Origin of the sequence: Streptomyces sp. 3330 (genome assembly GCF_031456635.1) — a bacterium.
GTDB lineage: Bacteria > Actinomycetota > Actinomycetes > Streptomycetales > Streptomycetaceae > Streptomyces.
On sequence record NZ_JAVDVA010000016.1, the window covers coordinates 139,967 to 155,760 of the forward strand.

Sequence of the window (15,794 nt, forward strand, 5' to 3'; positions counted from 1 at the left end):
GGCGCTCCGGGGAGATACGGCAGGAGTTACTCCTGTCACCAGGCGCCCTGTCATCGGGAGGCGAACCCATGCACTGGTGAGCCGATGTGGCGTCGACACGACCGAAAGCGATCGTTCCTGGTCGTCCGTCGCTGTCCTGCGCTTGTATGCGCAGCCCGGGGGGGGCACGCCGGACATGGATGTGCCCGCGCCGGTCTCCCGGCACGGGCACGTCCTGGCGAACGGTCGGGTCAGCGCTCGAAGACCACCACCGATCGGCCGGGCACCTCGAAAGTGCCGGTGCTTCTCGTGTAGGCGGCCGTCCTGACCACGCGGTCCGCGCCGGCCGCCTGTACCGGATGCAGCCGGTAGTCACTGCCGCGCAACTCCGTCACCTGCTGCGACTGCCGCTCGGGCGTGGCGTTGAAGACCACGACCAGGTCACCGAGGCGCATCGTGATGACACCGGGCGTCTCGTCGCGGCCCGACAGCGGAAACGACAGCGCGCCCTGTACCTGCCCGGCCGTGGTCAGTCCGAACGACTTCTCCGTCGTCCGGATTCTCAACAGATCGCGGTAGGCGGCCGAGGCGCCCTCGATGTCCGCGCACCCGGGGTCCTGCGCCGACTTCAGCAGCGGTCCGGCGTACGGCCATTTGGCCTCGTTGGCGGCCGCGACCGGCAGTCCCCGGCCGAAGCCGTTGCCGTCCCGGCAGTCCCAGTGGACGGAGTTGAACCAGTCGCCGCTGTTGAAGGAGTCGCGGTCCAGGGACTTGGAGCGCAGCAGATCGGTGCCCGCCTGGGACAGCGCGGGCCCCTGGGAGAGCGCGGCGGTGGCCATGGCGAGCACCTGCATCCGGGCCCGGTCGGACGCGGATGTGTCCGACGGCAGCTTGAAGGCCAGCGCGTCGTACAGGGACTCGTTGTCGTGCGCGTCGGCGTAGGCGAGGGCGTCGCCGGGCGCCTTCGCGTAGCCCGCCCGGGCGCCGTTGTAGTCGACCTCGGCGCCGGTGACCTGCTTGCCGTCGGTGTCCGTGAAGCCGTACGAGGCGAGGTTGCCGCTCAGCCCGACCTTGATCAGGTCCTGGTAGTGCAGCAGCCGGGCCTTCTGCTCGGCCGGCGTGCCGTTGCCCGTGGAGGAGTTGGGGTCGGTGTAGAGCCCGGACGCGAAGCCCTGGACGCCCGGGTCCGCGTCGAACGGCCCGCCGCCGCGCACGGCGTCGCGCGCCCGGTCGGAGAAGGTCGCGATGCCCGTTCCCGCCATGTTCTTCTGCGTGGCCTGGACGAACCGGGCGTCGTCGGCGACCTCGCCGAAGTTCCAGCCCTCGCCGTAGAGGATGATCTTCTTGCCGTCGACGCCGTCCTTGGCGGGGGTCAGCGCGTCCAGCGCCTTGCGCACCGCCAGGATGTTGGCCTTGGGGTGGTGTCCCATCAGGTCGAAGCGGAAGCCGTCGACCTTGTACTCCTTGGCCCAGGTGACGATCGAGTCGACGACCAGCTTGCCCATCATCGCGTTCTCGGTCGCGGTGTTCGCGCAGCAGGTGGAACGGGCGACGGAGCCGTCGGCGAGGAGACGGTGGTAGTAGCCCGGAACCACCTTGTCGAGGACGCTGGTCTCCGCCTGGCCGCTCGCCACGGTGTGGTTGTAGACGACGTCCATGACGACCCTGAGGCCGTCCTGGTTCAGTGCCTTCACCATCTCGCGGAACTCGACGGTGCGCGCGGTCCCGTCCGGGTCACTGGCGTACGAACCCTCGGGCACGGTGAAGTGGTAGGGGTCGTAACCCCAGTTGTAGGCGTCCTTCGCGGCGGTCTTCGCCACGCACGCCTGCTGCTCTGCGGAATCCGTCGCGTACGAGCCGAGGTCGCAGCCGGGCGCCGCCCGGTCGGCGGCCTTCTCCGGCACGGTGGAGAAGTCGGCCACCGGAAGCAGGTGGACATAGGAGGTGCCGGCCGCGGCCAGAGCGCGCAGGTGTCGGCTGCCCGCCGAGTTCCTCTCGGTGAAGGCGGTGTACGTGCCCCGCTCGGCCGCGGGGACCGTCGAGTCCTCGGCCGAGAAGTCCCGCACGTGCAGTTCCTGTATCTGCGCGTTCGCGAGCGGAACGGCCGCGGGTTTGGCGAGCGTGGACCACCCCGCGGGCGCCAGGGACCTGTCGTCCAGATCGACGACGAGACTGCGGGCCGAGTCGGCCGTCAGGGCGAGCGAGTAGGGGTCGGTGACCTTGTTGGTGACGACCTTGCCGACGCTGGGCGCCCACACGGTCACGACGTACCGGTAGGGCTTGTTCTTCCAGGAACCGGGCCCTGTCACCGACCAGACGCCCGTGGCGTCGTCCCGTCGCATGGGGATCCGACGGCCGTCCAGGTCGAGGGAGACCTTGCGGGCCGTGGGAGCCCAGACCGACAGGGTGGGCCTGCCCCGGTCGAGGACGGGCCCTAGGCGGGCGCTCCGCGCGGCGCCGTAGAGCTCGTCCAGCACGCCGGGCAGCTGCACACCCGTCGCCGCGAGGAGGGCGCCGTTGGCGGCGCGCTGGGTGGCGATGACCTGGCCGCGCAGCGCGGTGCGGATCCGGTCGCGGTCCCGCGGGTCGACCGTGAAGGCCGGGTAGTCCCCGAGATGCGGGTACGCGCTCTTCTGGGCGTCGCTGAGAGCCGTCGGCGTCAGCCGGAGCCAGTGCCCTTCGTGGGACAGGGCGCCGTCCCGGACGGTGATGTCGCCCTCGGGGGCGTAGACGAGCTGCTGGCTGGTGGCGTCGGTGGCCTTCACCTTCCAGACCACCGTGTCCGCGTCGATCCACTGCGCCTTCGCCGTCCCGAGGTCCAGATCGGGAGCGGCGCCGACGGTGGGCAGCAGGTAGGTGCTGTCGCCGCCGACGAGCCAGACGTCCTTGCCGTGCGTGGCGAAGTCCAGGGACCGGTCGCTGGGGATGTCCTTCTCGTCGCCCTTGTGGATGATGTAGCTGAGGGACGTCGCTCCGTCGGCGAGAGGCACCTCGAAGGTCACGCCGAAGGAGTCCTTGCCGACCGGCTGCAGCGGCTTGGACCAGTCCGTGGGGTTCGCCGCACCGGTCCAGGCGTGCAGGCCCCAGCCGTCGTAGTGGCCGTCGGCCCGGTGGTAGTGGATGACGGCCTTCTTCTGGTCCTGTGGCGGGTAGGCGCCCTCGGGAGCCGTCATCGCCTGCCCGTCCTTGCCCTGCTCGATCCAGACCTCGCCGGTCTCCGCCGTCACGATCGTGCGCTGCGGGCCGTCGGCGGCGCCGTCCTTGTCGACGGTGTACGTCACGTCGGCGGCGCCGTCGTCCAGTGCGACCCAGGCGAAGGCCCCGTAGGCGTCGCGACCGGTGAAGTCCGCCGTGCCGGCGGAGGACGTGAGCCGCGCCCCGTCGTAGGCGCCGTCGGTCCGCTTGTAGTGCACGACGGCGTAGTCACGGTCCACCGCGCTCGGCTTGGGCGTCCGCGGCGGTTGTCCGGCGGTGGTCGTGGCGGTGGCGCTCGCGGTGCGTCCGGCGCTGTCGACGACGACCGCCTTGTAGCGCAGCGCCGTCCCGGCCGTCACGGTGGCGGGCAGATGCTGGGTCACCCGGTAGGGGGCGTGATCGGCCGAACCCAGCGTCTTCCAGGGCCCGTTGCCGACCTGCGCGGCGAACACCACCCGGTTCAGCTGCCCGCCGTCCACGTCCGCGGAGATCTCCACATCGCCGGTCGCCCCGGCGGCGGGCGGCCGCACCGACACCGAGGGCCGGACAGTGGGGGACGACAGCGGTCTGGCCGCCTTCAGCACCACCGACGACAACGGCGGCACCTGGACCTTCACCTTCCGGTCGCCACCGCTGGTCACCCGCGCCGCAGACCCGTACACCCCGTGGAAGTCCATCCCGGCCGAATACGTCGGCACCTCCACGGTCCGCGCCTGCTCGGCGTTGTTGACGGCGACGACGTACTCCACACGTTCCTCGGAATCCGTGCGGGAGAACGCGTACACGCCCTGACCGTCGTCGGCGTACCGCTCCTCCTGTACGCCGTCGCGCAGCGCCGGATTGCGCTGTGTCAGTTTCGACAGCGAGGCGATCGCCTTGTACAGGGGATGCGAGGGGTCGAACGCGTCCGACGCGTGGGTGCGGTCCGTGCCGATCTGGTCGTCGTCCAGGTAGTCCGCCACCTTCGACGCGAACATCGTCTGCCGGGCGCCCTTGTCCCCGCCCGGCCCGGTGAAGCCCTGCTCGTCGCCCGCGTAGATCACCGGGTTGCCCCGGGACAGGAACAGCAGCTCGTGCGCGAACCGGTCACGCCGCAGCAACTCGGCGTCGTCCGCGCCCGGGTTGTCCTGGCTGACGAAGCTCCCGATGCGGCCCATGTCGTGGTTGCCGAGGAAGGTCACCTCCTCGTAGGCGTTGGCCTTGTCGGTGGTGTAGCGGTAGTCCTGGGCGAGGACGGCGGAGAGGGTACCGGCCGGCTTGTCCTGGGAGGCGTAGCCGCGGATCGCGTTCTGCAGCGGGAAGTCGAGCGTGGCGTCCAGCCGGCCCTGGGTCACATAGGGCGATGTGACCGCCGGGTCGGAGGAGAGGGTCTCGCCGAAGACGAAGAAGTCCTCCCTCCCCCGCTGGGCGGCGTACTTGTCGATCGCCGTGGCCCACTGGGTCCAGAAGGCCATGTCGACGTTGCGGACCGTGTCGACGCGGAAGCCGTCCACATCGAAGTCCCTGACCCAGCGCTGGTAGATCTTCTCCAACCCCTGGACGACCTCAGGCCGTTCCGTCCACAGGTCGTCGAGACCGGTGTGGTCGCCGTACAGGCCGCTCTCGCCGACGAAGGTCGAGTCACCGCGGTTGTGGTACATGGTGGGGTCGTTCAACCACGCCGGGACCTTCGCGTTCTTGTCGGCCGCGTTCACCGTCGGCGTGTACGGGAAGCTGTCCCGGTCGACCATGCCCATGCCGGTGGAGTCGTCGAAGGGGCGGCCCTCGGTGTCGAGGTAGGGGTAGGCGCCCTTGGACCGGTAGCCGTACTTCTGCTCGGTGTTGGTGACGGTGTCGGCCGTGTGGTTGGTGATGACGTCGAAGAAGACCTTCATGCCCTTGGCGTGGGCCTTGTCGATCAGCTCAGCGAGCTGGGCGTTGGTGCCGAAGTGCGGGTCGACCTGGGTGAAGTCGGTGATCCAGTAGCCGTGGTAGCCCGCGGACTCGCCACCGCCCTGCACCGGCTTGTTCTTGAAGATCGGCGCCATCCAGATCGCGGTGGTGCCCAGCCCCTTGACGTAGTCGAGCTTGTCGATGAGTCCCTTCAGATCGCCTCCCTGGTAGAAGCCCTTGTCCGTCGGGTCGAAGCCCGTCGTGGTCCGGTCTCCGGTGAGGCCTCCGCGGTCGTTGGCCATCGAGCCGTTGGCGAACCGGTCGGGCAGCAGGAAGTAGGACTGCTCCCGGGTGAGGTCGTGCCGGGCCGGCTCGGCGGCCAGCCGGGCGTCGGACGGCGGCGCGGGCGGGCGGGCGGCCGCGGACGCCGACGGTGCGGTGGTCAGCGTCGCGGCCAGCAGCGCGACCACCACGGCCGCGGCGGTACGGCCGGTCGTGCGGGGTGACGAGGGTGTGCGGCCTGCGGGGGCCGTACGGTCGCGGCGCACGTCCGCCGCACGGCCGCGCCCGGTCACGGTGCCCGTGCCGGTCGTGAACCGGGGCACGGCCCCACGCCCGCTCCGGCGCTCGCGGCCTCTGGTGTCTCTTCGGTCTGGGGACGAACCGGTCACTTGCTGGATCCTTCCGGTCGGTTGACTTCGATGTGCACGCCGGTGGCGCCCAGCAGGGCGCCGCTGTCGGCCCGTTGGGTGGCGATCAGCCGGCCTTCGAGTGCCTCGCCGACGCGATCGCGGTCCCGCGGATCGACGCGGAACGCCGAACCACTCGCGTACTGCGGGTACCTGGCCTTCTGCTCCTCGGTCAGCTCGCTCGGCACGAGCCGCAGCCACCGGCCCTCGTCGGACAGTGCGCCGTTCTCGAGCGTGAGGTCGCCCTCGGTCGCGTACACCAGTTGCTGGCTCGCGACGCCGGTGCCCTCGCCCGCCCACACGACGGTGTCGTCGCCGATCCAGGTGGCCTCCGACCGTCCGAGGTCGAGGCCGAAGGCGCCGCCGGGAGAGGGCGTCAGGTAGGCGGCGTCGCCGGCCACGCGCCAGACCTCGTGCCCGTACAGGGAGAAGTCGAGGGCCTCGTCGACGGGAACGTCCTTCTCCTCCTTCTTGTGCAGGATGTAGCTGAGCGAGGCCGCTGCGTCCTTCAGCGGCACTTCGAAGACCAGCCCGAAGGAGTCCCTGCGGACGGGCGGGACGGGGTCGTTCCACTCGGGCGGGTTCGCGGAGCCCGTCCAGGTGTGCAGGCCCCAGCCGTCGTAGTCGCCGTCGGGCCGGTGGTAATGCAGGACCGCCTTGGTCCCGTCCTGGGCCGGATAGGCGTCCTTGGGCCGCGCGTTGCGGACCGTCGCGCTGTTCTGTTCGGTCCACACCTCGCCCGTGGCGGCGAAGTCGAAGACGCGCTGGGGTCCGTCGGCGACTCCGTCCTTCTCGACGGTGAAGTCGATGGTGCGGGTGCCGGTGCCGGGCGTGATCCAGGCGAAGGCTCCATAGGCGTCGCGGCCGGCGAAGGGGGCCGTCGTGCCGTCGGCGGTCCGCAGCACCAGACCGTCGTAGTCGCCGTCCGCGCGCCGGTGATGGACGACCGCGTAGTGCCGCTTCGCCGTCGGTTTCCCGGGAGCGGGGCGTTGTCCGGCGGTGGTCGTGGAGGTGGCGCTCGCGGTGCGTCCGGCGCTGTCGACGACGACCGCCTTGTAGCGCAGCGCCGTCCCGGCCGTCACGGTGGCGGGCAGATGCTGGGTCACCCGGTAGGGGGCGTGATCGGCCGAACCCAGCGTCCTCCAGGGCCCGTTGCCGACCTGCGCGGCGAACACCACCCGGTTCAGCTGCCCGCCGTCCACGTCCGCGGAGATCTCCACATCGCCGGTCGCCCCGGCGGCGGGCGCCCGCACCGAGACCGAGGGCCGGACAGTGGGGGACGACAGCGGCCTGGCCGCCTTCAGCACCACCGACGACAACGGCGGCACCTGGACCTTCACCTTCCGGTCGCCACCGCTGGTCACCCGCGCCGCAGACCCGTACACCCCGTGGAAGTCCATCCCGGCCGAATACGTCGGCACTTCCACGGTCCGCGCCTGCTCGGCGTTGTTGACGGCGACGACGTACTCGACCTGCTGCGCCAGGTCGGTGCGGGAGAACGCGTACACGCCCTGACCGTCGTCGGCGTACCGCTCCTCCTGGACGCCGTCGCGCAGCGCCGGATTGCGCTGTGTCAGTTTCGACAGCGAGGCGATCGCCTCGTACAGCGGATGCGAGGGGTCGAACGCGTCCGAGGCATGGGTGCGGTCCGTGCCGATCTGGTCGTCGTCCAGGTAGTCCGCCACCTTCGACGCGAACATCGTCTGCCGGGCGTACACATCACCTGCCGGCCCGGTGAAGCCCTGCTCGTCGCCCGCGTAGATCACCGGGTTGCCCCGGGACAGGAACAGCAGCTCGTGCGCGAACCGGTCACGCCGCAGCAACTCGGCGTCGTCCGCGCCCGGATTGTCCTGGCTGACGAAGCTCCCGATGCGGCCCATGTCGTGGCTGCCCAGGAAGGTCACCTCGCCGTACGCGTCGGCCTTGTCGGTGGTGTAGCGGTAGTCCTGGGCCAGAACGCGGGCCAGGTCGCTCGTGGGGCCGCCGCGGGACACGTAGTTGCGGACCACGGCCTGGAGCGGGAAGTCGAGTGTGGCGTCGAGTCGGCCCTCGGTCAGATAGGGAGCCATGACGACCGGATCGGCGGAGAACGCCTCGGCGAAGACGAAGAAGTCCGGCTTTCCCTGCCGGGCCGCGTAGGCGTCCAGCGCCGTCGCCCACTGGGTCCAGAACGCCATGTCGACGTTCTTCGCGGTGTCGACGCGGAAGCCGTCCACGTCGAAGTCCCTGACCCAGGTCTCGTAGATCCGCTGCATGCCCTGGACGACTTCGGGACGCTCCGTCCACAGGTCGTCGTCGGTGACGAAGTCGCCGTACAGGGCGCTCTCCCCGGCGAAGGTGGAGGCGCCGCGGTTGTGGTACATGGTGGGATCGTTCAGCCAGGCCGGGACCTTGACGTCGTCCTCGTCCTCGTCGACCACGGGCGTGTACGGGAAGCCGTCCCGGTCGACCTCGCTCATGGCGGCGGAATCGTCGAAGGGGCGGCCCTCGGTGTCGAGGTAGGGGTAGGCGCCCTTCGAGCGGTAGCCGTACTCCTGCTCCGCGTAGTCGATCGTGTCGGCGGTGTGGTTCGTGATGACGTCGAAGAAGACCTTCATGCCCTTGGCGTGGGCCTTGTCGATCAGCTCGGCCAGGTCGGCGTTGGTGCCGAAGTGCGGGTCCACCTGGGTGAAGTCGGTGATGGCGTAGCCGTGGTAGCTGGCGGATTCCGTGCCGTTCATGACCTGCACGGGCTTGTTCTTGAAGACGGGCGCCATCCAGATCGCGGTGGTGCCCAGCCCCTTGACGTAGTCGAGCCTGCCGATCAGACCCCGCAGATCGCCGCCCTGGTAGAAGTACTTGTCGGTCGGGTCGTGGCCGGTCCGCGAGCGGCCGCCGGTGAGGCCGCCTTCGTCGTTGGCGGTGGATCCGTTGGCGAAGCGGTCCGGGAGGAGCAGGTAGAACTGCTCGCGGGAGGGCGCGGGCCGCGCCGGAGTGCGGGCGAGCGCGGTGTCGGAGGGCGGCCTCGGGGCCGCGGCCCGCGCGGGCGTGGTGGTGAACGGCAGCGCCGACTGCGCCACCAGGAACAGGGTGACGGCCGAGGCCTGGGCGGTTCTGCCCAGTAACGGCGGAACGGTCATGGGTCTTTTCTCCTCACCGGTCGAACGGGACGAACCTCCCTGTCCGTGACGGCGGAAGCCGGCACGGACAGGGAGGGCCGCCCGGTGCGCCGTGGGACGGCGAACCGGGCGGGCCTTCGGTCGGCGAGACGGAGCGCCGCCTGGCTCAGCTGCGCCAGGTGTCGCTCAGCAGCGTCTTGCCGTCGGACTGGACGGTGGCGGTGCGGTTGCTGCCGCTCTCCCAGGTGACGGTGCCTGCGGCGTCCTTGCGCACGTACTTGTACTCGAACGCGGTACCGGCGGGGAGGGCGACGTCGAGCTTCCAGACGGGGTAGGCCGCCGGGTCGAGCTTGAGCGCGGCAGCGGGGTCCCAGTTGCCGAGCGTGGAGTTGTTCCCGGTGACGTAGATGTTCTGGCCCCAGGAGGTGGTGGCGTTCACGCTGAACGAGGCGCCGGTGGTGACGGCGGGGTCCTCGGGGTCGGGGGTGGTTCCGCCGCAGGTGGTGGCACCCGTGTGCAGGGCGAGCGCGCTGTTGGCGCCGAGGGTGGCGGTGAACTGGCCGGAGGCGTCCACGGTGACGGACTTGTCGCTCTGGACGTCGCAGTAGGTACCGGCGGGCAGCGACGTCCGGAAGGTGTTGGTCAGTGACGAGGACTCGTGGTTGATGGCCACATAGGCCTTGGTGCCGCGGCCGAAGGCGATGGCGTTGTTTCCGTTGTCCCACCAGTCGGTCACCGCCGCGCTGCCCGCGGTGTTGCGGAACTTGACCATGCTCGCGATCTCACGCCAGGTGTGCTGGCACTTCCACCCGTCGGTGTAGCAGGCGTCGACCTGACCGTTGCCGGGGCCGCCGGCGTCCTTGTCGCTGAACTCGTAGCCGGAGTGGACGTCCGGCGAACCGTAGGGCCAGGCGAGGCTGAAGACCTCGGCGAGCGTGTAGTTCGCGCCGTCCTTGTAGCTCAGCGTCGAGCCGTTGCGTTCGGTGTCGTGGTTGGCGACGAAGGTGGCGGCCTTGCTGCTGGAGACGTACCCCCAGGCCTCGCCGAAGTTCTTCAGGTACGCCAGCTTCTCGCCGGAGAAGATGCGCTTCAGGTCCCTGCCGAAGGCGAACTCCTGGACGTCGCCGACGCCGGTGTACTCGCCCGGCTGCACGGCCTCGCCGGAGGCTCCGATGGTCTCCAGCTTCATGTAGACGCCCGTATTGCTGAGGCGGCTCTTGATGTCGGCGAGGTCGTCGGCCGCGATGTGCTTGGCCGCGTCGACGCGGAAGCCGTCCGCGCCGAGGGAGAGAAGGTCGTTCAGGTAGCCGGCGATCCTCTTGCGGACGTACTCCTCGCCGGTGTCCAGGTCGGGCAGGCTCGCCAGCTCGCAGTGCTGGACGTTCCAGCGGTCCGCGTAGTTGTTGATGTCCGTCTTGCAGTCGTCCATGTCGGACGCCGAGTACGTGCCCGGGTAGTCGTACTTGCTGTAGCTCGAGCCGCCGGTCCCGGTGCCCGCGCTGTTGGCCATGTGGTTGATCACCGTGTCCACCACGACCTTGACGCCCGCGGCGTGACAGGTGTCGATCATGTTCTTGAACGCGGTGCGGTCGCCCAGCTTCGTGGCGATCGTGTAGCTGACGGGCTGATAGGCGGTCCACCACTGCGGGCCCTGGGCGTGCTCGTTCGGCGGGGAGACCTGGACGTATCCGTAGCCGTCCGGCCCGAGTTCGTCCGTGCAGGCTTTCGCCACCGAGGCGAAGTTCCACTCGAACATCACGGCGGTGACGTCCTTGTCGCCGGGCGGGTCCGCCTGCGCGGTCGCGGGCGCCGTGACGACCACAGCGGCTCCCGCCACGAGGGCGAGTGCAGCGGTCACGGTCTTGTTGACCATCGTTCCTCCTGATCCACCTGATGCGGATGAGAGGCCTCACGCAGCAACGCGCCGTGCCCGACAGGCCTTTGAAGATTCTTGCTGAAACACATCAGCAAACACTTGCGGTCGAGACCGTACGAGCCTCTGGTTCATCGGTCAACCCTCCTGTCGAGACGCCCTGGTATTCCCTTCGTGGACGTCAAACACACTGTTTGGAGCGTTAGTTGAGTGGCTGGAAGCTCTTTCGTAAGCGTTTCAGAGGTGTTACGTTCAATCACTGTCCGGTCCGGCGGATCGGAGACCCGCACGGGTCCACGCGCCCGGCCCGCCGGACCGGATCTCCAGCCGGGGCTCCGCAGCCTCACGCCGCCCCGCTGCCCCGACCAGGGCAGGCTGCGGAGCCTCTCCCTCACACCCGGGTCACCCGTGCCGCCGGGCCGTGGACCCGCGGACGACCAGCTCCGGCTGGAAGACGAACTCCGCGCGCTGCACCGGATTCCCTCCGATCTCCTCCAGCAGCGCGCCCACCGCGGCGGTCGCCATGGCCTGCACCGGCTGACGCACGGTGGTGAGCGGAGGATCCGTGAACGCGATCAGCGGAGAGTCGTCGAACCCGATGACCGAGACGTCACGCGGGACCTCCAGACCGCGATCGCGCACCGCGCGGATCACGCCCAGGGCCATCAGGTCACTCCCGCAGACGATGGCCGTGCACCCTCTGTCGAGCAGCGCCGCCCCGGCCGCGTGGCCCCCCTCGACGGTGAACAGCGTGCGCTCCACACTCCGCTCGGCCTCGTCCGGCGGCGTCCCGCACAGCGAGCGCACGGCGGCCGCGAACTCCTCGGTCTTGCGCCGTGAGGGCACGAAACGGGTGGGCCCGACGGCGAGCCCGACCCGCTCATGGCCCAGATCGGCCAGATGACGTACCGCCATCCGCACGGCGGACCGGTCGTCGGACGAGACGAAGGAGGCCGTGATGTGCTCGTTGTAGCCGTTCACCAGGACGAACGGCACACGGCGCGAGGTGAGTTGGTGATACCGCGCGGGGTCGGCGGTCGTGTCCGCGTGCAGCCCGGACAGGAAGACGATGCCCGTGACACCGCGGTCCTCCAGCTGCTCCACCAGTTCGTCCTCGGTGGAACCGCCGGGCATCTGCGTGCACAGGACGGGCGTGTACCCGTGGCCTGCCAGCACCTGCTCGATGACCTGGGCGAACGCGGGGAAGATCGGATTCGTCAGCTCCGGGATGACCAGCCCGACCAGGCCGGCACTGCGCTGGCGCAGCCGGACCGGCCGGTCGTAGCCGAGCACGTCGAGTGCGGCCACCACCCGCCGCCGGGTGGCTGGGGCGACGCCGGGTCTGCCGTTGAGCACCCGGCTCGCCGTGGCCTCGCTGACCCCGGCCTGAGCCGCGATGTCGGTGAGCCGCGGGGCGCCGTTCTCGACGCCCCGCGCCAAGGAGAGGGTCACACCGCCCACCAGACGGTGGTCTCCGCGGGAAGCTCGGCCGTCTCGTCGGAGGGCAGCGGCCCGCGGCTGCTGAGCAGCGGCCGCCCCTGAACCGACCACCGCACCGGTGCGCCGGTCAGGTTGACGGCGCAGACCAGGTCGCCGTGCCACCGTCCGTCGCCGGGGCCCCGCGCGGTGCGTCGGAACGCGAGCACCCCGTCGGGGGCCTCGAGCCACTCGACGGCGTCCCCGGCGCCGAGCGCAGGGTGCTCCCGGCGCAGTGCCAGCGCACTGCGGTAGAGCTCCAGCGTCGAATCGGGATCCCCCGACTGGGCCTCGACCGACAGGTCCCGCCAGCCGTCCGGCTGCGGCAGCCAGGCCGGCCCTCCCGAGACGGGGCCGAAGCCGTACGGGGCCTCGGCGCCCTCCCACGGGATCGGCACCCGGCAGCCGTCGCGCAGTCCGTCCTGGCCGTTGTCCCGGAAGAACGAGGGGTCCTGTCGCACCTCGTCCGGCAGCCCGGTGACCTCCGGCAGGCCGAGCTCCTCGCCCTGGTAGAGGTAGGCGGATCCGGGCAGCGCCAGCATCAGCAGCGTCGCCGCGCGGGCCCGGCGCAGCCCCTGCTCGGGACCGTCCGCGGCGAGTCGCGTGGCGTGCCGGACGACGTCGTGGTTGGACAGCACCCAGGTGCTGGGCGCGCCGACCGGACGCATGGCGTCGAGACACTCGTCGACGGCCCGGCGCAGCGCCTCGGCGTCCCAGCCGGCACCCAGGTAGTGGAAGTTGAACGCCTGGTGCAGTTCGTCGGCCCGCAGGTACTTCGCCGTGCGTTGCGCACTCGGCGTCCAGGCCTCGGCGACGCCGATGCGTTCGCCCGGGTACTCGTCGAGGATGTCGCGCCACGAGCGGTAGATCTCGTGCACGCCGTCCTGGTCGAAGAAGGGCAGCGCCTGCGTGCCCAGCAGGTGCAGCTGACCGGTGTGGCCCGTGTCGGGCAGTCCGGCGGCCTTGACCAGCCCGTGGGCGACATCGATCCGGAAGCCGTCGATGCCCATGTCGAGCCAGTACCGCAGCACGGACCGGAACTCGTCCCGCACGGCGGGGCTCTCCCAGTTGAAGTCGGGCTGCTGGGGCGCGAAGAGGTGGAGGTACCACTCCCCCGGTGTGCCGTCCGGGTTCTCGGTTCGCGTCCAGGCGGGGCCGCCGAAGATGGACTCCCAGTCGTTGGGCGGGGCCTGCCCGGCGGGACCGCGTCCCGGCCGGAAGTGGAAGCGGTCGCGCAGCGGGGATCCGGGGCCCTCGCGCAGGGCGCGCTGGAACCAGTCGTGCTGGTCCGAGCAGTGGTTGGGGACCACGTCGACGATCACGCGCAGTCCGAGGCCGTGCGCTTCGCGGATCAGTTCGTCCGCGTCGAGCAGCGTGCCGAACACGGGGTCGACGGCCCGGTAGTCGGCGACGTCGTAGCCGCCGTCGGCCTGGGGTGAGGCGTAGAAGGGGCTGAGCCAGACGGCGTCGACGCCCAGGTCCCGCAGATACGGCAGTCGGGAGCGGATGCCCTGGAGGTCGCCGACGCCGTCGCCGTCGCTGTCGGCGAAGCTGCGCGGGTAGACCTGGTAGATCACGGCGTCCCGCCACCAGCCCGGTCGCTCGGCCGGGCTCGGGGGTCGGGTCTCGGTGCTGGGTTCAGCGAGGTGCTGGGTCATGTCTTCCCTGCCTGCGGTGGGGGGACGGTCAGGACTTGGTGGCGCCCGCGGTCAGACCCGAGACGAGGTGTCGCTGGACGAGCCCGAAGACGATCGCGGCGGGGACCGCGATGATCACGGCGGCCGCGGTCAGCGAACCCCAGTCACTCGTGTACTGGTTGACGAACGTCTGGAGGCCACCGGCGAGCGTGAGGTTCTCCTCGCCGGTCATGAAGGCGGAGGCGTAGGCCACTTCGGCCCAGCCGGTGATGAAGGTGTAGAAGGCGGTGACGGCGAGCCCCGGTTTGGCCAGGGGCAGCACCAGGCGCCAGAACGTCCCGAACGGGTTGAGTCCGTCGACGCGGCCGGCTTCGTCGATCTCGACCGGGATGCCGTCGAAGTAGCCCTTCATCATCCAGGCGCAGAACGGCACCGCGACGGTGAGATAGGTGACGACGAGGCCGCCCGGCTGGTTGAGCAGCCCGAGGTCGGCGAGCAGGTTGTAGAGCGGCACGATGAGCACCGCGACCGGGAACATCTGGGTGAGCAGGAGCATCCACATGAGGGCGCGCATGCCGGGGAAGCGGAAGCGGCTCACCGCGTATCCGGTGGTGGCGGAGATGAAGACGCCGATCACCGTGGTCAGGCCGACGACGACGAGCGAGTTCTGCAGCCAGGACAGGAAGTCCGTGTCGCTCACCACGTGGCGGTAGTTGCCGAGCGTGAAGTCCTTCACCAACGACGTGTCGAACGCGTCGGTCTTGGGCTTGAAGGAGGTGACCAGCAGCCACAGCGGCGGGAAGACGGCGGCCGCGGAGGCGGTCAGCAGCGTCAGATGCAGTCCGAGGGAGGCCAGCGGGCCGCGGTCGCCGCGCTTGCGCGGGGACACCGTGGACCGGGCGCCGGCGGCTTCGGGCGGGCGGGTTCGTGTGTCGGTCACCAGGTGTCTCCCTGCGTGCGCAGCGACCGGCGGTAGGCCGTCGCGAAGAGTGCGAGGAGCAGCAGGATCAGCACGCCCCAGGCGGCGGACGTCGCGTAGTCCCGGGGGCTGATGACGAAGGACATGCGGTAGGCGTACGTCACCAGGATCTCGGTGGCGTCCCCCGGGCCGCCCCGGGTCAGCAGGAAGATGACCGGGAACATGTTGAAGGTCCAGATGGCGCTGAGCAGGACGACCGTGCTCGACACGGACCGCAGGCCCGGCACGGTGATGTGGCGGAAGCGCTGCCAGGGGCTCGCCCCGTCCATCTCGGCCGCCTCGTAGAGCTCACCCGGGATGGACTGCAGGCCGCCGAGGAGAGCGATGAGCATGAACGGCACGCCCAGCCAGACGTTCACGGTGATGACGGAGACCTTGGCCCAGGTCGGGTCGTTCAGCCAGGAGATCTGCTCGATGCCGCCGTCGGCGAGGAGTTTGTTGAACAGGCCGCTGCGTTCGTTGAACAGCAGGCGCCAGGTGAACACGGAGATGAACGCCGGCACCGCCCAGGGCAGGATCAGCGCCGTGCGGTACAGGGAGCGGCCGGTGAAGGTGCGGTTGAGCATGACGGCCAGCACCAGACCGAGGGTGAAGGACAGGGCGACGCAGCTGACGGTCCACACCGTCGTCCAGCCGAGCCGGTCCCAGAAGACACCGTCCTGGAGGATCGCCTTGTAGTTGGCGAGTCCGACGTAGTCGTAGGTGGCGGGGATGTGGTTGACGCCGATGGTGCGCTCGACGTTCGCCTCGTCGGCGTCCGTGAAGGACAGCCAGACGCCGCGCGCCAGGGGGTATCCGATGATCACGCCGATCACGGCCACCACGGGGGCGACCATGCTCCATGCGTACCAGTGCGTGGTCAGGGCTCTGCGCAGCCGCCCCGGGGGCTTCTTGTGGTCGGTACGGCGGCCTCGGTCGCGGGCGCTCGGTGCGCCTGCGGCCCTCGCCGTCGACCTGCTGGTCTCGACAGCCATGGGTCGGTCAGCCCTCCCGCGG

6 protein-coding genes and 1 pseudogene are annotated in these 15,794 nt (G+C 70.2%); all 7 read right to left on the reverse strand.

Going from position 1 to position 15,794, the window contains the following annotated elements; translation table 11 throughout:
- Nucleotides 1-230 precede the first annotated feature (230 nt).
- On the reverse strand, nucleotides 231-5,519 hold the full coding sequence (pulA, locus tag J2X68_RS25635) for a pullulanase-type alpha-1,6-glucosidase (protein ID WP_310434991.1): 5,289 nt from the start codon (nucleotides 5,517-5,519) through the stop codon (nucleotides 231-233).
- 233 nt (nucleotides 5,520-5,752) lie between these two features.
- Nucleotides 5,753-8,854 (reverse strand): annotated as a pseudogene (locus J2X68_RS25640) (alpha-amylase family glycosyl hydrolase); the annotation flags it as partial.
- Between the two features lie 145 nt (nucleotides 8,855-8,999).
- Nucleotides 9,000-10,706 carry a carbohydrate-binding module family 20 domain-containing protein gene (locus J2X68_RS25645; protein ID WP_310434927.1) on the reverse strand — a complete coding sequence of 569 codons (1,707 nt, stop codon included), beginning with the start codon at nucleotides 10,704-10,706 and terminating at the stop codon, nucleotides 9,000-9,002.
- Between the two features lie 402 nt (nucleotides 10,707-11,108).
- Complete coding sequence (locus tag J2X68_RS25650) at nucleotides 11,109-12,167, reverse strand: LacI family DNA-binding transcriptional regulator (RefSeq protein ID WP_310434928.1); 1,059 nt, start codon at nucleotides 12,165-12,167, stop codon at nucleotides 11,109-11,111.
- Nucleotides 12,155-13,840 (reverse strand): glycoside hydrolase family 13 protein, encoded by a 1,686-nt coding sequence (locus tag J2X68_RS25655; RefSeq protein WP_310434929.1) that lies wholly within the window; start codon nucleotides 13,838-13,840, stop codon nucleotides 12,155-12,157. The genes J2X68_RS25650 and J2X68_RS25655 overlap by 13 nt, the downstream gene beginning before the upstream one ends.
- A 28-nt stretch (nucleotides 13,841-13,868) precedes the next feature.
- Entirely contained in the window at nucleotides 13,869-14,759 is an 891-nt protein-coding gene (locus tag J2X68_RS25660; RefSeq protein WP_399040809.1) for a sugar ABC transporter permease, read from the reverse strand.
- On the reverse strand, nucleotides 14,756-15,772 hold the full coding sequence (locus tag J2X68_RS25665) for a sugar ABC transporter permease (RefSeq protein WP_310434930.1): 1,017 nt from the start codon (nucleotides 15,770-15,772) through the stop codon (nucleotides 14,756-14,758). Before J2X68_RS25665 ends, J2X68_RS25660 begins: the two co-directional genes overlap by 4 nt.
- Nucleotides 15,773-15,794 lie beyond the last annotated feature (22 nt).

Bases quoted from the DNA above. Each gene is read 5' to 3' on its own strand.
- J2X68_RS25645 (WP_310434927.1), bottom strand. From the start codon at position 10,706: ATGGTCAACAAGACCGTGACCGCTGCACTCGCCCTCGTGGCGGGAGCC.
- J2X68_RS25655 (WP_310434929.1), bottom strand. From the start codon at position 13,840: ATGACCCAGCACCTCGCTGAACCCAGCACCGAGACCCGACCCCCGAGC.
- J2X68_RS25665 (WP_310434930.1), bottom strand. From the start codon at position 15,772: ATGGCTGTCGAGACCAGCAGGTCGACGGCGAGGGCCGCAGGCGCACCG.